The sequence below is a fragment of the Aurantiacibacter zhengii genome (assembly GCF_003584125.1).
Lineage (GTDB): Bacteria > Pseudomonadota > Alphaproteobacteria > Sphingomonadales > Sphingomonadaceae > Alteraurantiacibacter > Alteraurantiacibacter zhengii.
Genome location: NZ_QXFL01000003.1, coordinates 293989 through 311677, shown reverse-complemented (window position 1 = coordinate 311677; position 17689 = coordinate 293989). Strand labels below are relative to the sequence as shown.

13 protein-coding genes are annotated in these 17689 nt (G+C 64.1%); 8 read left to right on the top strand and 5 right to left on the bottom strand.

Annotated features, from left to right (window positions below; all coding sequences use genetic code 11):
- Positions 1 to 182: 182 nt before the first annotated feature.
- On the bottom strand, positions 183 to 329 hold the full coding sequence (locus D2V07_RS08615) for a GIY-YIG nuclease family protein (RefSeq protein ID WP_119586559.1): 147 nt from the start codon (positions 327 to 329) through the stop codon (positions 183 to 185).
- 611 nt (positions 330 to 940) lie between these two features.
- Here D2V07_RS08615 and ctrA point away from each other — a divergent pair.
- Positions 941 to 1642: a response regulator transcription factor CtrA gene (ctrA, locus tag D2V07_RS08610; RefSeq protein ID WP_119586558.1), complete on the top strand. Its 702-nt coding sequence runs from the start codon at positions 941 to 943 to the stop codon at positions 1640 to 1642.
- Positions 1643 to 1769: 127 nt separating this feature from the next.
- Positions 1770 to 2873 (top strand): S41 family peptidase, encoded by a 1104-nt coding sequence (locus D2V07_RS08605; RefSeq protein WP_158586786.1) that lies wholly within the window; start codon positions 1770 to 1772, stop codon positions 2871 to 2873.
- Positions 2874 to 2886: 13 nt separating this feature from the next.
- Here D2V07_RS08605 and D2V07_RS08600 read toward each other — a convergent pair whose 3' ends face one another.
- Positions 2887 to 4110, bottom strand: a complete 1224-nt coding sequence (locus tag D2V07_RS08600; RefSeq protein ID WP_119586556.1) for a mechanosensitive ion channel family protein — start codon at positions 4108 to 4110, stop codon at positions 2887 to 2889.
- Between the two features lie 67 nt (positions 4111 to 4177).
- Between D2V07_RS08600 and trmB the strand changes: the two genes are divergently transcribed.
- Positions 4178 to 4879 (top strand): tRNA (guanine(46)-N(7))-methyltransferase TrmB, encoded by a 702-nt coding sequence (gene trmB / locus D2V07_RS08595; RefSeq protein WP_119586555.1) that lies wholly within the window; start codon positions 4178 to 4180, stop codon positions 4877 to 4879.
- A gap of 147 nt (positions 4880 to 5026) precedes the next feature.
- Positions 5027 to 6205, top strand: coding sequence for a Gfo/Idh/MocA family protein (locus D2V07_RS08590; RefSeq protein ID WP_119586554.1), 1179 nt, complete (start codon positions 5027 to 5029; stop codon positions 6203 to 6205).
- Between the two features lie 19 nt (positions 6206 to 6224).
- Here D2V07_RS08590 and D2V07_RS08585 read toward each other — a convergent pair whose 3' ends face one another.
- Both D2V07_RS08585 and D2V07_RS08580 read right to left on the bottom strand, forming a co-directional pair.
- Positions 6225 to 7538, bottom strand: coding sequence for an MFS transporter (locus D2V07_RS08585; protein ID WP_119586553.1), 1314 nt, complete (start codon positions 7536 to 7538; stop codon positions 6225 to 6227).
- The gene (locus tag D2V07_RS08580) at positions 7535 to 9850 is read right to left on the bottom strand and encodes a glycoside hydrolase family 3 N-terminal domain-containing protein (RefSeq protein ID WP_233548314.1); all 2316 of its coding nucleotides are present in this window, start codon (positions 9848 to 9850) and stop codon (positions 7535 to 7537) included. Before D2V07_RS08580 ends, D2V07_RS08585 begins: the two co-directional genes overlap by 4 nt.
- Before the next feature lie 220 nt (positions 9851 to 10070).
- Here D2V07_RS08580 and D2V07_RS08575 point away from each other — a divergent pair, with 220 nt between their 5' ends.
- The 3 genes from D2V07_RS08575 (at position 10071) to D2V07_RS08565 (ending at position 14762) form a co-directional block, all read left to right on the top strand.
- Positions 10071 to 12596, top strand: coding sequence for a glycoside hydrolase family 3 protein (locus D2V07_RS08575; protein WP_233548313.1), 2526 nt, complete (start codon positions 10071 to 10073; stop codon positions 12594 to 12596).
- A gap of 30 nt (positions 12597 to 12626) precedes the next feature.
- A complete protein-coding gene (locus D2V07_RS08570) occupies positions 12627 to 13634 on the top strand; it encodes a cupin-like domain-containing protein (protein WP_119586551.1) in 1008 nt (335 codons plus the stop codon).
- A 99-nt stretch (positions 13635 to 13733) separates the two neighbouring features.
- Positions 13734 to 14762, top strand: a complete 1029-nt coding sequence (locus D2V07_RS08565) for a glycoside hydrolase family 5 protein (RefSeq protein ID WP_233548312.1) — start codon at positions 13734 to 13736, stop codon at positions 14760 to 14762.
- Positions 14763 to 14792: 30 nt separating this feature from the next.
- On the opposite strand, the gene D2V07_RS08560 is transcribed toward D2V07_RS08565, so the two are convergent.
- Positions 14793 to 16451 (bottom strand): glycoside hydrolase family 43 protein, encoded by a 1659-nt coding sequence (locus D2V07_RS08560; protein ID WP_119586549.1) that lies wholly within the window; start codon positions 16449 to 16451, stop codon positions 14793 to 14795.
- 98 nt (positions 16452 to 16549) lie between these two features.
- On the opposite strand from D2V07_RS08560, the gene D2V07_RS08555 reads away from it, so the two are divergent.
- A complete protein-coding gene (locus D2V07_RS08555) occupies positions 16550 to 17674 on the top strand; it encodes a fumarylacetoacetate hydrolase family protein (protein ID WP_119586548.1) in 1125 nt (374 codons plus the stop codon).
- The last annotated feature ends 15 nt before the right edge of the window (positions 17675 to 17689 follow it).

Genomic DNA, 17689 nt, shown 5'->3' with positions numbered 1-17689 from the left:
CGTTACATCGCCAGGGGTTTTGGGGTTGTATGAAGCCTCGTCATCTCTCGATGGAGTTCTTGGCTGATAGCTTTTTTCTATGCGGTCATTCTTGTCAGAGTTCTGGTTCGACATTTTCACCTCCACCTAAAGTTCGATATGACATATGCAGATTGCCTCGCTTTTGACTCCATAGCAACTTTTCAAACCAAGACTGAGGTAAAAGCGACGTCTGATAAACCCACGAAAGTTCCGCTGCCGTGCTGGCCGATGCGGACGTCCAGATTGTCGGTGTGGCCTGCGTAGTAGCTGCCATCGTTGCAGCGCAGGAGGTAGGCTTGGAAGTCCATCGGGTCTGGCTAGCGTCAGCGCGTGGCCTTCAACAAGCTCAGGCTGAGCGGAGGTGGTGATTGGTAAAGGAACATGGCGCTGCGCGTCGAGGCTCTCTCCCTTCCCTACAAGCCCCGTTCCGTGCCTCTCACTCCGTCATGACCCAGCCTCTCAACCACTCGCAACTCGATCTCAGTGAAAGTGACACATTTCCGCCCGCAAGGTCACACTTCCGGCGCCCAGGGTTACACAATCCCGGTTTTTTCCTCCTGGACATTGTTCCATGTGTTCCAGGTTAGTTGGAACCACGATGTTAAGACCTTGCCACAAACCTCTTAACAAGCGCCGCCCAAACGACCAGTGGCCCCGAACGCGAGCGAAGCGAGTGCAAGGCCGAACGGCCGCCCGCAGCGTGGGCAGCTCGCCTGCCCGGAAGCGAGGAAAGCCAAGGGAGCGGACGCGACCGCCGGCGCTTGAGGCTTCAAAAAACACTGTCACCCAAATGACTCACCCAGAAAGTCTTAACGCGCGAAACGCTTTGTTAACCTTTTTCGGTGAGAAATTGCGTGGTTAATAACGGGCTACACCGCGAACGGGTTCAGGCCCGCGGGGACACTAAGGGGTACGAAAGATGCGCGTTCTGCTTATCGAAGACGAGCCGACAACTGCCAAGGCGATCGAGCTCATGCTCACGACCGAAGGGTTCAACGTCTATCAGACCGACCTGGGCGAGGAAGGTCTCGATCTGGGCAAGCTGTACGATTACGATATCATCCTGCTCGATCTGAACCTGCCCGACATGCACGGTTATGACGTGCTGAAGAAGCTGCGCGTCGCCAAGGTGCAGACGCCGGTGCTGATTCTCTCCGGCATTGCCGAGATGGACAGCAAGATCCGCTCGTTCGGCTTCGGCGCCGACGACTACGTGACCAAGCCGTTCCACCGTGACGAGCTGGTTGCCCGCATCCACGCCGTGGTGCGTCGTTCGAAGGGCCACAGCCAGTCGATCATCCGCACCGGCAAGCTGGCCGTGAACCTCGATGCGAAGACCGTGGAAGTGGACGGTGCGCGCGTTCACCTGACCGGCAAGGAATACGCGATGCTGGAACTGCTCAGCTTGCGCAAGGGCACCACGCTGACGAAGGAAATGTTCCTCAACCACCTCTACGGCGGCATGGACGAGCCCGAACTGAAGATCATCGACGTGTTCATCTGCAAGCTGCGCAAGAAGCTTTCCAGCGCATGCGGCGGCGAGAACTACATCGAGACGGTCTGGGGTCGCGGCTACGTGCTGCGCGATCCCGATGCGGTCGAGGAAACGGAAGCCGCGTGATGGAAGAGTAACAGTTGCCCCTGGACGGGGGGAGCATGGCCCCGGAAGCGACCCCGCTTCCGGGGCTTGTTCGTGGGCCGTCGCAAAATTTGCTTCCAATTCCGAAAAGCTGGCGCATACCGGCGCGATGAGAAAGATTTCCTTCGCCATCAGGGCCTTGCTCACTGCCCTGGCGATCCTCGTCATGCCTGGCATCGCCATGGCGCAGACCACTGCCCACGACGATGACATCGCGTTCGTCCTCGACGTGCTGCGCACCGATTATGCGGGCTGGGAAACCAAGGTGGCTGGAGGAAGGGAAGCGGAATTCGAGCGCGAGGTTGCCCTGGCGAGGCAGCGTATCGCCGACAACCCGGACGCGCGAATGTGGGCGCTGGGTGCGCTGCTCGACTGGTTCGGGGACGATCATCTTGGCCTGCGATCCAATATCGTGTCGCCGCCCAACCCCTGGGCGCAGGATGCCGACAGCACCCCTGCACGCAATTTCACCCCTCCGCCGGGTAACGAATTCGCGTTCCGCCGCCTGTCTGCCGACACCGTGATGCTGCGCGTGCCGACCTTTCACATCGAATACTTCGACGCGTTCGAGGCATTGCTGGCGGAGCATCACGACACCATCACCTCGACACCGAACCTGCTGATAGACCTTCGCGGAAACAATGGCGGGTCAGACCAGATGTATGCGCGCCTGATGAGCTATCTCTACACCCGGCCCATCTACCAGATCGGCGTGGAACTGCGCGATACACCGCGCAATCTGGCTGCCTTGCAGGCCAATGTGGACAGCGGAGAATACCCGCCGGAAGTCCACGAATTCGTGCAGAACGTGCTGGACAGGGCCGAAGCGTCTGACAGTGATTTCGTCCCGCTGTCCGATGGCGGCTTCGAAATCGTCACCTATCCGCAGGTTTACGAATACCCGCGCCGCGTCGGCATACTGGCGGAAGGCGCCGGGTCGTCGGGAGACCAGTTTGCCATCGATGCCCGCGCCAGCCGCAAGGTTACCCTGCTGGGCGGGCCGACGGCGGGGGTGATCGACTACTCCAACGTCATAACCGCACCCGCACCGTCGGGCGATTTCGAACTCGGTTGGCCGATGACCCGCTCCATGCGCCTGCCCCAAGAACCCTTCGATAATGTCGGCGTGCCACCCGACGTGCCGTTTCCCGCAGGCGGGGTTGCCGACGAGATTGCCTGGGCGCAAGGCTGGCTGGAGAGCCGCGCAGACTGAGCCTGCCGGGCTATCAATCCCGTCTTGGAACCTTGCCCAGCCCGGCCAGATCCAGTCCGCTCGGCTGCTGGAACAGGCGCAGGCCGAATTCTGGCAGGATTGCGATCAAGTGGTCGAAGATGTCGGCCTGAATGCGCTCGTACTCGGCCCAGACCGTGGTGTTGGTGAAGCAGTAGATTTCCAGCGGCAGGCCCTGGGGGGTTGGATCGAGCTGGCGGACCATCAGCGTGAAGCCCTGCCCGGTCAGTTCCTCGTGCGCCTTGAGGTACTCGATCACATAGGCGCGGAACGTGCCGATATTGGTGATACGCCGCGCATTCACCGGGTTGGAATCACCCGCCAGCTCCCGCGCGTTCCACGCGGTCAGTTCGCTATCCTTGTCTGCAAGGTAATCGCCCAGCAGGCGGAAGCGGCGCAGGTCGTCCACTTCCTCTTTCGACAGGAACCGTACCGAGTTCTGGTCCAGCGGCAGCGCCCGCTTGATCCGCCGCCCGCCGGCCTCGCTCATCCCGCGCCAGTTCTTGTAGCTGTCTGCGATCAGCTTGTAGGTCGGGATGGTGGTGATGGTCTTGTCGAAATTCTGGACCTTCACCGTGTGCAGGGCGATGTCCACCACATCGCCGTTGGCATCCATCGATGGCATCTCGATCCAGTCGCCGACGCGCAGCATGTCGTTGCTGGTGAGCTGGACCGAGGCGACGAGCGAGAGGATCGTGTCCTTGAACACCAGCAGCAGCACGGCAGCCATGGCCCCAAGGCCGGACAGCAGGAGGAGCGGCGACTGTTCGATCAGGGCGGAGATGCCGAGGATTACCGCGGCGCAGTAGACGAGGATCTTGAGCACCTGCACATAGCCCTTGATCGGACGCATGTGCGCATTCGGGCGGCGGCGGTACAATTCGTCGACGTAATCGAGCGCCTTGCTGATCGCCATCGCCACGCTCAGCACGATGCACGCCTGGGCTAGGTTCTGGATCAGCAGCCAGACGGTTTCGTACAGGTGCGGCACCAGTTCGATGCCCTTGGCGACGATCAGCAGCGGGGCGACGGTGGCCAGCCGCGCCGCGGCCTTGTCGGCGGTTTTACTGCGCGTATCGAGGAACGGCGCGGCAAGCCGCAGGATGACTTTCTTGAGCAGGAAATTGACCAGCAGCGCCACCAGCGCCAGTCCGGCAAGGCCGATGGCGGCCTGCGCCCACGGCGGCTGGGCGTCGAAAAGAGCGAGTGCCTGTTCCATGGCCGCAGCGCCTAAAGCACAAGCTGGTGCTGGACAACCCGCCCCCTGCCGCTCTAGCGAGCGCGCCATGACGGCACACAAGGAAGGCGATCCCACAACCCTCAACCGGCTTTACGGCCGCTCTGTCGGCAAGCCCCTGCGCGCTGCGCAGCAGGATCTTGTCGACACCCTGCTTCCGCGCATTGCGGTGCCGGAGGACGGGCCGGTAACGGCGCAGCGCCTGTTCGGGGAGGACTGTCCGCTGCATTTCGAGATTGGCTTCGGCGGCGGTGAACACCTCGCCTACCGGGCCGACCTGTTGCCGAACCACGGCTTCATCGGTGCGGAGCCTTTCCTCAATGGCGTGGCGCAGGCGCTGACCCACGTGCGCGACGGCAAGCTTGCCAATGTGCGCCTGCACAACGGGGATGCGCTGAAGGTGCTAGATCGTATCCCCGATGGCGCGCTGACAATGGCGTACCTGCTCCATCCAGACCCCTGGCCCAAGGCCAAACACGCCAAGCGGCGGATGATGAACGACGGCCCGGTGCAGATGATCGCGGACAAGCTGAAGCCTGGCGGAGAGTTCCGTTTCGGTACCGACCATCCCGTCTACGTGCGGCACGCACTGATGGTCATGCGGCGCTTCACCCACCTGTTCGAATGGGTTGCAGAAGGCCCGGACGACTTCCGCAACCGCCCGTCGGGCTGGTGCGAGACGCGCTACGAGCACAAGGCGCGCACCAAGATGGGGCACGAGGTATGGTACTTCCGTTATCGGCGGCGCTGAGCGGCTGATAGCCGTGAACAGGAGCCATCGCGACATGGCGAAAGTAGCTTTCTCGCCAGATAATGTTAGCGCTACCCAGAGAGCGATTTTGTCCATACCACTGGTCCTGACAGTCCAGAGGGACGAATCGGACCGGGAGGAACAACGATGGCCAGGAAACCGCAAACGCCCGACTTTTCGCGTCGGCAGATCATTTCAGCCGGGGCGGCAGCATCGCTGGCCCTGCCGCTGGGCAGCGCGCTGGCGCAGCAGGCGGAGGGCCAGCCCCTGCTCGGCAATCCTGCCCTGCCTGAACTTCCGGGTGAACGCATGCGCTGGGCCATTGTCGGCCTTGGCACCTTCGCCGTCGGGCAGGTTATTCCCGGCTTTGCCGATGCGCGGCAATCACGGATGACCAGTTTCGTATCGGGCAATCCGGACAAGGCCAGAATGCTTGGTGCCCGCTATGGCGTGTCGCGCTTCTACGACTACGACAATTACGACAGCATCGCCGACGATCCCGAGATTGATTGCGTCTACATCGTCCTGCCGGTGGGCCTGCATGCGGAATACACGATCCGCGCGCTGGAGGCGGGCAAGCATGTCCTGTGCGAGAAACCCATGGCATCGACCAGCGCGGAGTGCGAAGCGATGCTGGCCGCCGCGCGGGCGAATTCGCGCACGCTGGGGGTCGCCTACCGCGTGCATTTCGAACCAAACAACATGAACGTGCTGCAGCGCGTCAATAATGGCGACCTCGGCGCGATGCGCTTCGTTTCGGCCGACCACGGCTTCAATGCAAACCCTGACTGGCCGCCGCACAAGTGGCGGCTGGAAAAGGCGCTGGCCGGTGGTGGCTCGATGTACGACATCGGGATCTACGGCCTCAACACGTCGCTGATGATGCTGCCTGACGATACGCCCGAAGCGGTGTCCGCGCATTACTCAACCCCGGCGAACGATCCGCGCTTTACCGAGGTCGAGGGCGGGCTCGACTGGCGGGTGCGCATGGCAAGCGGCATCACGGTGCAGGGATCGTCATCCTATTGCTGGAGCCCCTATGTCTCGCGCCAGAGGTACTTCGGCAGCGAGGCCTCCGTGGAGATGAACCCGGCGACCACCTATTACGACAATCGCATCGTGTTCGAGGGATCGGGCGAGCCGCCGCGCGCATATACGGCGGGCAATCCGATCACCCAGTTCGCTGCGCAGCTTGATGGCTTCTCCGCCGCTGCGCGTGCGGGAGAGCAGCATCGCACGCCGGGAGAAATGGGCCTGCGCGATATCCGCCTTATCGAGGCGATGTACCGCAGCGCGGACGCAGGCGGGGCATTGGTGGCGCTTTGATGGCCGTGCCTGTTCGGGCCTAGTCCAGCGAGGCGGGTTGCATGCGCGGTACCAGCAGCTGGATCGCGATGAAGGCGATCATGTAACCCACCCCGGCATAGATCACGATGGGCACGTAGGATCCCGTCAGTTCCAGCGTCCAGCCGGTGGCCTGCGCGATGAGGATGCCCCCCACCGCGCCCGCCGCCCCGCCCATGCCCGCGATGGTGGCCACCGCGCGGCGCGGATACATGTCGGCGATCATCGTGAAGATGTTGGAGCTGAAAGCCTGGTGGGCCGCCGTCCCCAGGCCGATCAGCAGCACGGCCATCCACGGCTCCGGCACGCTGGCCACGGTTACCATCGGCAGCGCGCACAGCGCGGCGATGAAAAGCGTGGTCTTGCGCGCGCGATTGATGGTCCACCCCTTCGCGACGAGATGCGAGGAGAACCACCCGCCCGCGATGGAGCCGATGTCGGCGAGGAGATACACACCGATCAGAGCGGGACCGATCGTGGCGAGAATTCCGCTTTCGGCGGTCGGGAACAGTTCCATCCCCTGCGTGCGACTGAGAAAGTCGGGCAGCCAGAAGAGGAAAAGGTACCACACCGGGTCGGTGAAGAACTTGCCGCAGATGAAGAACCAGGCCTGGCGCTGACGGAACGCCGTTTTCCAGCCCAGCGGCTCACCCGAAGCGTCCTCGCCGTCCTGTCCGATCCAGTCGCGCTCCTCGTCGGTGAGCGCGGCATGATCGCGGGGCTCACGAAAGAAACGCAGCCAGGCCCAGAGAACGATGAAACCGATAAGGCCGGTGACGAGAAATGCCGAGCGCCAGCCGTACAGGCCCGCAATCCCGATGGCGATGACGGGCGTGAGCAGCACCCCGACATTGGCACCGGCGTTGAGGATACCGACCCCCAGCGCCCGCTCGCGCTTGGGGAACCATTCGGCGATGGATTTCACCGCGCCGGGATAGGCCGCGCTTTCGGCAACGCCCAGCGCGATGCGCGCCAGGATGAATGCCAGCACGCTGCGCGCCGCGGCGTGGAAGCAGGCGGCGAGGCTCCACAGGCCGATAGCGATGGCGATGCCCTTGCGCGTGCCGACACGGTCGAGCCAGCGCCCTACAACGAGCAGCCCGATGCCGTAGCTCGCCTGGAACGCGGTGACGATGTTGCCGTAGTCGACCTCCGACCAACCCATGTCCTCCTCGATCACCGGCTTCAGCACGCCGATGATCTGGCGGTCGATGTAATTGATGGTGATGACGAAGAATAGCAGCGCGCAGATGCCCCAGCGGTACTTCGCCAGCGGCTTTGCCAAGGCCGACATGCTCCCGGCGGCGGCGGTCATTGCGCCCTCGTCGTCGTGGCAATGGCTGCAGGGGCGATCGAGCCGGGGGCGCTGCCCTCGATCACGACCTCCCCACGCGTCCTGATGTCATCCGATGCGCTGCCGACCATGATCTCGATCACGCCCGGTTCGACGATCCAGTCGCCCCCTGCAGACCACAGCGCGAACTGATCGGCGCGCAGGGTGAAGGATACGCGCCTGGTCTCTCCCGGTGCCAGCGACACACGCTGGAATCCGCGCAGCTGCATCACCGGCCGCGATACGCTTGCAACCGGATCGCGGACGTAGAGCTGCACTACCTCGTCGCCAGCACGATCCCCCGCGTTCGTGACATCGAGCGAGACCGTGGCGCTTCCGCCATCGGCCGGCATGCGCGCATTATCGAGCCGCAGCGGGCCGTAGGCGAAGTCGGTATAGCTCTTGCCGTGGCCGAAGGCGTAGAGCGGGGTTATCGGCTGGTCCATGTAGCGCGCGGTATCGCGCGAAAGATCGGGATCGGCGGGTCTTCCGCTTGGCAAGTGATCGTAATTGACCGGCACCTGTCCGGTCGTGCGCGGAAAACTGGCAGGCAGCTTGCCGCCCGGGTTGTTCTCGCCGAACAGGGTGGAGACGATTGCGGGTCCGGCCTCGATACCCAGCAGCCAGGTCATCAGCACCGCGTCTGCTTTCTCGGCGATCTCTGGAATGGCCAGGGGCCGCCCGCCCATCAGCACCACGACAAGTGGCTTTCCCGTGGCTGCAAGGGCCTCGAAAAGTTCGCTCTGGCGACCGGGGAGTTCCAGCGACGAACGGCTGCGGGCCTCGCCCGACCAGTCGTAATCTTCCCCCAGCGCGACGACGATGACATCGGCAGCTTCGGCAGCGGTCACCGCGGCAACGATGCCAGAGGTATCGTCCGAACGCGTGTCTACTCCCGTGGTGTATATCACGTCAGCATGAGCCGCCTCCAGTGCAGCACGAAGGGTGACTACGTCGCCCTCCTGTCCCTGCGCTCGCCACGACCCCAGCTGCGAAAGGGCGTCGTCGGCCAGCGCTCCGATCAGCGCGATGCGCCCCGCATTGCGGGCCAGCGGCAGAACGTCTGCATCGTTCTGCAGGAGCACGATGGATTGCTGCGCCACCTTCCTCGCGGCCTGGCGGTGGCTGCCTGACAGCATGACCGAAGCCTCCCGCCCCGCGTCATGGTAGGCGTAGGGGTCGGCGAACAGGCCCATGTCCCGCTTTACGGTCAGGATGCGCCGTACCGCCCCGTCCAGCAGGGGTAACAGGGCGGGATCGGCTTCTATCGCCGCGCGCAGATCGTCGGCGTAGATATCGCTGACCATATCCATGTCGACGCCTGCTCGCATTGCCAGGGCGGCTGCGTCCTGACGGGATTCTGCAACGCCGTGGGCCTGCAATTCCTCGACGGCCCGCCAGTCGGAAAGCAGCAGGCCCTGCCACCCCCAGTCCTCGCGCAACATCGTGCGCAGAAGCGCTTCGTTGCCGGTCGTGGGAACGCCATTCAGCGCGTTGAATGCGGTCATGAAACTGGCCGTCCCGGCCTCCACGGCCGCATGGAACGGGGGCAGATAGGTCTCCTGCAAGGCGCGCTCGCCAAGATCCGCCCCGGCATAGTCACGGCCGCCCTCTGCGGCGCCATAGGCACCGAAATGCTTGGTACCGGCCATGATCGTGTCCGGCGCGGCAAGACTGTCGCCCTGGAAACCGTGAACCTGCGCCGCTGCCATGCGGCTGCCGAGATAGGGGTCTTCGCCCGCCCCCTCGACGATGCGGCCCCAGCGCGGGTCGCGCGCGACATCCACCATCGGGGCGAAGGTCCAGTGCAACCCCGCAGCGCTGGCTTCGCGGGCCGCGATGCGCGCGTGTTGCCGGGCGGCATCGGGATCCCAGCTTGCCGCCATGGCGAGCGGTACCGGGAAGATCGTGCGATAGCCATGCACCACGTCCATCGAGAACAGCAGAGGGATGCCCAGCCGGCTTTCCTCCACGGCGACGCGCTGCAATTCCCGCAAGGGTTCTGCCCCCGCGACATGCAGATAGGAGCCGACCTCCCCGCGCCTCACGCGGTCAAGTTCGTCGGGCCCGAGCCGGGAATTGAGACTTTTCGACCGCCCACCCATGCGCTGCACCAGTTGGCCGATCTTCTCGTCCAGCGTCATCCGCGACAGCAGCAGGTCGATATCGACCGATTCTTCTATCCCGCCGATGGGAGCCTGTGCGGCATTGTCCGCCCGCGCCGATGGTGGACCCACCAGCATGAGAGCGGCAAATCCTGCCACGATCGAAGAAGATAGCGCTACCAGTTTCATGTGAACCCATCCCTGCCCAGTTCCCGGCCCACCCTTGAACAGGCGGTGCCTTTGGCGTCACGATAGGCTGCAATCGCAGAATGAACAAGGAAATCGAACGTCCCCACTTGTGCCGGAGGCCGTATCGGGCAATAACCGCGCGGTCGCATACCATAAAGGTAGCGCTCACATTCGTGATGAATGGCTGCGGGCTTGGTCCCGTCGGCGCGAGGGAGGGATTATGAAGTTCGCAAGGTTTCTGGCGTCGAGCGTTGCAGCGCTGGCGCTCTCGGCATGCATGCAGTCGGGCACCTTGCCCGAAACCGGTGCGAGCACCCTGGCGAGTGCAGAGGCAACCCCGGCGGCCGGGGTCGCCGATCCTGCCATCTGGCCCGAATACGATTATCCGGTCACCGTGCCGGCGCAGGACGCCGCGATGATCGCCGGCCTGCTCTCCAGGATGACGCTGGAAGAAAAGATCGGGCAGCTGGTACAGGCGGACCTGTGCTGCGTGACGCCGGAGGATGTGCGCCGGTACAACCTCGGCTCGATCCTCGTGGGCGGCAACAGCGGCCCGGACGGTAACGACCTGGCTCCTGCGCCCGACTGGCTTGCAGCGGCGGACGCGTTCTATGCCGAATCGGTCGACACCAGCGACGGCGGCGTCGGCGTTCCCATCATCTGGGGTACCGATGCGGTGCACGGACACTCGAACATCATCGGCGCGACAATCTTTCCGCACAACATCGGTCTGGGCGCAGCGCGCGACGTGGGCCTCATCGAAAGGATCGGCGCTGCTACCGCGCGCGAAATCCGGGTGACCGGGCAGGAGTGGACCTTTGCGCCGACCGTGGCCGTGCCGCAAGATTTTCGCTGGGGCCGCTCCTACGAGGGCTATTCCTCCAACCCCGAACTCGTCGCCTCCTATGTCGGGGCGATGGTGCGCGGACTGCAAGGGCCGCCCAACAACCAGGATCTGCTTTCCGGTCCCTATGTTATCGCATCGACCAAGCATTTCCTCGCCGATGGCGGAACGGACGGCGGCGTCGATCAGGGCGACAGCTCGATCAGCGAAGTGGACCTGCGCGATATACACGGCCTTCCTTATGGCCCGGCTATTGCGGAAGGCGTCGCCACGGTCATGGTCAGCTTCTCCAGCTGGCAGGGCGTCAAGATGACCGGCAACCGCTCGCTGGTGACAGACGTGCTGAAGGACAGGTTCGATTTCGGCGGCTTCGTCGTTTCCGACTGGAACGCACATGGACAGGTCGCGGGATGTACAAACGAAAGCTGCCCACAAGCGCTGATGGCCGGCATCGACATGTACATGGCACCCGATACATGGCGCGACATCTATGACGACCTGCTGGAACGTGCCCGCGGCGGCGAGATACCGATGGAGCGGATCGACGAAGCGGTTACCCGCATCCTCGAGGTCAAGGCAAGGCTTGGGCTGTTCGAAGCCGGCGCCCCCTCCACCCGGCCGCTTGCGGGGGATTACGATCTTCTCGGCGCGGCAGAGCATCGCGCGATCGCCCGCGAAGCCGTGCGCAAGTCGCTGGTGCTGCTGCGCAACGACGGGCCGCTGCCGCTCGCCAGCGGGTCCCGCCTGCTGGTAGCCGGGGACGGCGCGGACGATATCGCCCGGCAGTCCGGCGGCTGGACGCTGAGCTGGCAGGGAACCGGTATCGACAATTCGCACTTCCCCGGTGCGACTTCGATCTGGTCGGCGCTGGACGCTGCGATGGAAGAAGGCGGCGGAACCGCCGAACTGTCGCCCGATGGCAGCTTCACCACCCGCCCCGATGCCGCCGTGGTGGTATTCGGCGAGCGTCCCTATGCGGAGTTCCAGGGCGACCGTGCGACCCTCGCGCTGGATGCCGAACTCACCGGACCTTACGAGACGATGCGCAACCTGCAATCGCAGGGCATCCCGGTGATCGCCCTGATGATCACGGGCCGCCCGCTTTACGTGAACCCGGCCCTGAACACCGCCGATGCTTTCGTGGTCGCCTGGCTGCCCGGCAGCGAAGGCGGCGGGGTCGCCGATGTGCTGGTGGGGGATGCCGAGGGCGCACCGCGTTACGACTTTTCCGGCAAGCTTCCCGCTGCCTGGCCGCTTACCCCCGACATGGAAGATGGCGCGCTGTTCGATTATGGGTACGGCCTGACCTATTCCAGCCCCGCCCGCACATGGCAGGAGCTGCCGCTTAGCGACACGGCATCTGCCAGCGACAGCCGGGTATGGTTCGCCGATGGCCTGCCCGCAGCGGCATGGTCGCTGCACGTCACCGATCCATCCGTCCCCACCAGCCAGATCCGCATCACTACCGTACCGGCAACTGCGCTGGATGGCCGCGTGTCGGTGACTGCGGTCAATCACGTGGTCCAGGAAGGCGCGCGCCGTTTTGATATCGCCTCAGGCGATGCGGCCATGTCGCTCAGCACGTTCAACCCCATCGACATCACGCGAGAGGCCAACGCCGATATCCTGTTGCTCTTCACGCTCAAGGTGGACGAAGCGCCCGAAAGTGCCGCAATCGCGATGGGGGCGGCTTCGGGCGAGATGGTCGAGAACGCGGTCGAGCTGCCCGCCACCGGCCAATTCGTGCGCTACGGCCTGCCGCTGCGCTGCCTGCGTGACAAGGGACTGGACATGACAAGCGTCCAGGCTCCGTTCGTGCTTGAGACCGAGGGGGGCGGAGACGTTTCCTTGGCCGAAGTCCGCCTGGGAATGGATGCAGAGCGGGTGCTGCCCTGTTCGTGATCGCCTGCAATCCATGGTAGCCCCCGGCGCATGAAGCCGATCCGAGAGATTTCCCTGCCTAGTGGCGAGGTGTTCGAACGCGACATCCGCACCGCTTATGAACCCGTGGTCATAAGGGGGGCGGTGGCGGACTGGCCTCTCGTGAAGCGGGGAAGGAATGCGCCGTCGGAGGCCCTGACCTACCTCGAACGCCTGGATACCGGCGCGCCGACGGAATTGATGATCGCCCCCTCCAGCGAGGGTGGCCGCTTCTTTTACAGCCCGGACATGCGCGGCTTCAATTTCCGCCGGGAACGGGCGACGCTTTCGCAACTCACGCAGCATTTGCGGCAGATCGAGCAGGAGGCGGAGCCCATCGGCATCTATGCCGGGGCAACACCTGCGGCGAGCCACCTTCCCGGCTTCGAGCGCGAGAATGCGTTTCCGCTTGGCGAGGGGCAGTCGGGGTCAACCACGCGGGTCTGGGTGGGCAATGCGACGCAGGTCGCGACCCATTTCGACCTGTCGGACAATTTCGCCGTGGTCGCGGTAGGCACACGGCGCTTCACCCTGTTCCCGCCGGAGGCAACCGCCAATCTTTACGTCGGTCCGCTGGACATGACGCTTGCGGGCCAGCCGGTGAGCATGGTCGACCCCCTGTCGCCCGACCTCGACCGATATCCCCGTTACGAAGACGCTGCGGAACTGGCGCAGTTTGCCGAACTGGAGCCGGGCGATGCCATCTACATCCCGACGTTGTGGTGGCATCATGTGCAGGCGACCCAGCCGATCAACGTGCTGGTCAACTACTGGCACAACGACGCGCAGCGCGGCGGCGGCTTCCTCGCGCTCGTCCACGCTATCCTCGCCATACGTGACCAGCCGGCGGGCGAGCGAAGGGCCTGGCAAAGCTGGTTCGACCATTTCGTGTTCTCGGATGAGGCCGCCGATGCAGCAGCGCACCTGCCGCCGCCGGCCCGCACCGTCACCGGTCCGCCGTCCCCGCAGCGCGACGAGATGATCCGCCGGTTTATTTTGCAAGTCATGTCCGGGCGCTAGTCGCAAGCCCTTCATGTGAACTGTTTGCTGCGACTTCTGCTTCGTGGTAGCGCTACCGCCAGAGACTGCGACGAGCAGCCGGTCTAGGGAGAGATATCTATGAAACGAGCACTAACTTTGGCGATCAGCGCACTGGCGCTATCCGCTTGCACGGCCACTTCGCCAGCCCAGTCGCTTGCCGCCAGCCCGGCGCCAGCCGCAGCCCTTCCGGTTGGCACGTGTGTCAACATGGGCAACACGATGGAGGCGGATCAGGAAGGCAGCTGGGGCGGCGCCGCGATATCGGCGGAAGATTTTGCGCGCATCAGCGAAGCGGGCTTCGATACCATCCGCCTGCCGGTGCGCTGGCATAACAAGACCTTGCAGCAAGCCCCCTGGACGGTCGACCCGGCCTGGATGGACCGTGTGCAGGAGGTGGTCGACCTGGCCCTTGCGGCGGATCTCAACGTCATCCTGAACAGTCACCATTTCGATCCCATCCACGAGGATCCACTGGCAGTGGCGGAATGGCACGGCGCAGTCTGGGCGCAGATTGCGGAGCGGTTCGAAGGCTATCCCGAGGACAGCCTGTGGTTCGAGCTGGAGAACGAGCCGCACAACAATTTCGACCACTCGAACCTGCTGGAAACGCTAGAACCCGCGCTCGAGGCGGTGAGAGCCCGCCATCCCACGCGTGCGGTCATCATCGGTGGCGAGAACTGGAGCGGCATCGATTCGCTCGCGACCCTGCCGCTGCCCAACGATCCGAATATCCATCCCACGTTCCATTATTACGATCCCTTCGAATATACCCACCAGGGGGCAAGCTGGACCGCGCCCGACATGCCTCCGCCGGGCCGCGATTTCCCGACCGCCGAGGATCGTCAGAAACTTGCCGCGGACGTAGAGAAGGTGCGCAGCTATATCGAACGTACCGGCCACGTGCCCTTCATGGGGGAAACCGGTGCCTACGACCTGCACATTTCGACGGAGGATCGCGCGGCCTATCACCGCACGGTGACACAGGCCTTCGCCCCCACCGGCATTGGCATCTGCGTCTGGGCCTATGCCAACACCTTCCCGTTCTGGGATCGCGAGAACGGCGAGTGGCTGCCCGGGATGCGCGCGGCGATGGGCTTGCCCGAATAGGCGTGCCAGCGCCGATGCAGGCGAGCGCTCCTAGCGCTCGCCTGCCAGGGCATAGGGGCCGACGACCAGCCCGGTGAATAGCCCGGCGTGTACCGATGCCAGCGGCTCCACATCGATTTCGGGCGAGGTATTCCATTCGTCCTGCATTGAAGCGCGCCAGGACGCAGTAGCCCGCCCTTCCCGCAAGGTCAGACGAAGCTGCGCCGAGGTCGAATCCCAGGGGGCGGAGTAGACGAGCTCGCCCTGTTCGGCGTCTCCCGGATCCTTGCGCAACCGAACCGCAATCCTGTTGCCCTGCGGCGACAGCTCGATCCCTGCGGTCAGGAAGTGGCCTTCGTCCATGAAGGCCAGCATTCCCGCGAAATTACCCGGCTCGCCGTCCGTGAAGTCCACTTGCGTGGTAATCTCTGCTTCGTGGTGGCGCAGCCGGCGGCCGATAAAGGAAGGGCGCGCCAAGCTGCCCGCGCTGGCCGCGCCGGGTTCGAGGCGCATCGTGCCACGCTCGATATCGTGCAGCATGGCCGCCCCGCCATCCGGGCTGCGCAATGTGATCCATTCCGGCGACAGCGAGAGCTGGTCGAAATCGTCGCGCCAGTTCCCCCAGTTTTCACCTGGGGAGGCAGGCAGGTCGGGGCGCGCGGTTACCATGGGCACCGCCTCCCCGGGTTTGAGGAAATAAGGCCACCCGTCTTCCCAGCGCACGGGAAGGAGGAAGGTCTCACGGCCCAGCAGCGTGGATTGCCCGGCGAAAGGCCGCGTTGCCAGGAAAAGTCCCCACCAGCTTCCGTCATCCAGCTTCACCATGTCGGCATGACCCGTCGCCTCGACCCGGTCCGGCCGGTCTGCGGGCAGGTCACGCTGGGTGAGGATCGGATTGATCGGTCCCGGCTCGTAAGGGCCGTCGACATTGCGCGAGCGGTAAATGGTCTGCGAATGCTGGTCTGCCGTGCCGCCTTCGGCAGCGAGCAGGTAGTACCAGCCGTCGATCTTGTAGATGTGCGGCCCTTCCGCCCAGACGGGCTGTTCGTCGAGATCGACCCCGCCATTCACCAGCAGCGTGCGCTCGGGCAGGACCTGCATCGCGTCCTGGTCGAATTCCTGAATCCACAGCGCGCGATGACCTTCGTAAAGCGGCTCTCCCGGAGGGGCATCGTTATAGACAATCCAGGCCCGGTCCCCCTCGAAGTAGAGCGAGGGATCGATGCCGCCGAACTCCAGCCAGACGGGATCGCTCCACGGACCCGCAGCGCTCTCGGCGGTGATGACGAAATTGTTGCCGCACTCGATGCAGGTGTTCACGATCCAGAACTTACCGTCGTGGTGCGTGATGGCAGGCGCAAACAGCCCCCGGTTCGTCCCCAGGCCGCTGAAGTCCACCTGGCCCGGACGGTCGATCGCATTGCCGAGCAAGCGCCAGTTCACCAGATCGCGGCTGTGGAAGATCGGCAGGCCCGGAAACCAGCTGAAGGTGGAGGTGACCGCATAGAAGTCGTCACCCACGCGCACGATGGAGGGGTCAGGATGAAAGCCCGGCAGGACCGGATTGGCATACTGCCCTTCGGCAAGGTCCCCGCTTTCGCCAAGAGCCTCGTACTCGACATAGTCGTACACCGCCTCTCCCGCGGCTGACACCGGTGCGCCGAAGGCGACCGCCATTGTCGCTGCCATTGTTCCGATTGCTCGCCTCATGCTGTCTGCTCCCTTGCGAATGCGCAGCCTTTTGTCCTTGCTCCGCTCGATTCTGATCCTTATGGTAGCGCTCCCAATTGGGAGGGCAAGAGCCACAGATGGCCTCGACGATACAATCCATTCTCCCCGCCGATTATACGGGCGGGACATTCATCGGACGCGCTGCGTCCCCGGACGGTCCGGTTGTCATCGCCATTCGCGATGGCATCCTGTTCGATCTCACGCAGGTCGTCGCCACGGTGGCGGGGGCTGTCGCTCGCCGTCAGTTCGACGGTGGGCGGGAAATCGGCCCGATTCCGGATGGCCTGCCAGAAGGGTGGGAACTGCTTTCCCCCATCGACCTGCAGTGCATCAAGGCGAGCGGTGTCACCTTCGCCCTCTCGGCTATCGAGCGGGTGATCGAGGAGCGCGCGCGCGGGGATGCCGCCGGCGCTTCTGCCATTCGCGCACAGCTTGAGGAAAAGGTCGGCTCGGGCATCCGCTCTGTCGTGCCCGGCAGCGCCGAGGCGATGGAACTCAAGAATGCCCTGATCGAAGAGGGCATGTGGTCGCAGTACCTCGAGGTTGCCATCGGTCCGGACGCCGAGATTTTCTCCAAGTCGCCGGTCCTGTCGTCCGTCGGCCACGGCGCGCTGATAGGAGTGCGGTCGGATTCCGACTGGAACAACCCGGAGCCCGAAGTGGTGCTGGTCTGCGACGCTGACGGAGAGGTCGTGGGGGCAACGCTGGGCAATGACGTGAACCTGCGCGATTTCGAAGGGCGTTCGGCGCTGCTACTGTCCAAGGCGAAGGACAACACCGCTTCGTGCGCGATTGGCCCCTTCATCAGGCTGTTCGACGACGCATTCACGATCGACGACGTGCGCAAGGCGAATGTCGACCTTCTGATCGAGGGCCCCGAAGGCTACACGCTGGAAGGCACGAACGTCATGGCCGAGATCAGCCGCGACCCGCTGGAACTCGTGCGGCAATGCCTGTCCGAACATCATTACCCGGATGGATTCGTCCTGTTTTGCGGCACGCTGTTCGCGCCGACGCAGGACCGTGACAAGCCGGGCGCCGGCTTCACGCACAAGATGGGCGACGTCGTCACCATCCGGTCGGAGCGGCTGGGCGCGCTCAGCAACACCGTCACCACCTCGCGCGATGCGCCGGCATGGACCATGGGGATCGCCGAATTTGCGCGCAATCTCGGCGAGCGCGGGCTGATCGACCGGATCTGAGCGAAAGGCGCGGGA

What these genes read in the sequence shown, in the direction of transcription:
- D2V07_RS08615 (WP_119586559.1), bottom strand. Translation starts at nt 329, where the DNA reads ATGGACTTCCAAGCCTACCTCCTGCGCTGCAACGATGGCAGCTACTAC.
- ctrA (WP_119586558.1), top strand. Translation starts at nt 941, where the DNA reads ATGCGCGTTCTGCTTATCGAAGACGAGCCGACAACTGCCAAGGCGATC.
- D2V07_RS08605 (WP_158586786.1), top strand. Translation starts at nt 1,770, where the DNA reads ATGAGAAAGATTTCCTTCGCCATCAGGGCCTTGCTCACTGCCCTGGCG.
- D2V07_RS08600 (WP_119586556.1), bottom strand. Translation starts at nt 4,110, where the DNA reads ATGGAACAGGCACTCGCTCTTTTCGACGCCCAGCCGCCGTGGGCGCAG.
- trmB (WP_119586555.1), top strand. Translation starts at nt 4,178, where the DNA reads ATGACGGCACACAAGGAAGGCGATCCCACAACCCTCAACCGGCTTTAC.
- D2V07_RS08590 (WP_119586554.1), top strand. Translation starts at nt 5,027, where the DNA reads ATGGCCAGGAAACCGCAAACGCCCGACTTTTCGCGTCGGCAGATCATT.
- D2V07_RS08585 (WP_119586553.1), bottom strand. Translation starts at nt 7,538, where the DNA reads ATGACCGCCGCCGCCGGGAGCATGTCGGCCTTGGCAAAGCCGCTGGCG.
- D2V07_RS08580 (WP_233548314.1), bottom strand. Translation starts at nt 9,850, where the DNA reads ATGAAACTGGTAGCGCTATCTTCTTCGATCGTGGCAGGATTTGCCGCT.
- D2V07_RS08575 (WP_233548313.1), top strand. Translation starts at nt 10,071, where the DNA reads ATGAAGTTCGCAAGGTTTCTGGCGTCGAGCGTTGCAGCGCTGGCGCTC.
- D2V07_RS08570 (WP_119586551.1), top strand. Translation starts at nt 12,627, where the DNA reads ATGAAGCCGATCCGAGAGATTTCCCTGCCTAGTGGCGAGGTGTTCGAA.
- D2V07_RS08565 (WP_233548312.1), top strand. Translation starts at nt 13,734, where the DNA reads ATGAAACGAGCACTAACTTTGGCGATCAGCGCACTGGCGCTATCCGCT.
- D2V07_RS08560 (WP_119586549.1), bottom strand. Translation starts at nt 16,451, where the DNA reads ATGAGGCGAGCAATCGGAACAATGGCAGCGACAATGGCGGTCGCCTTC.
- D2V07_RS08555 (WP_119586548.1), top strand. Translation starts at nt 16,550, where the DNA reads ATGGCCTCGACGATACAATCCATTCTCCCCGCCGATTATACGGGCGGG.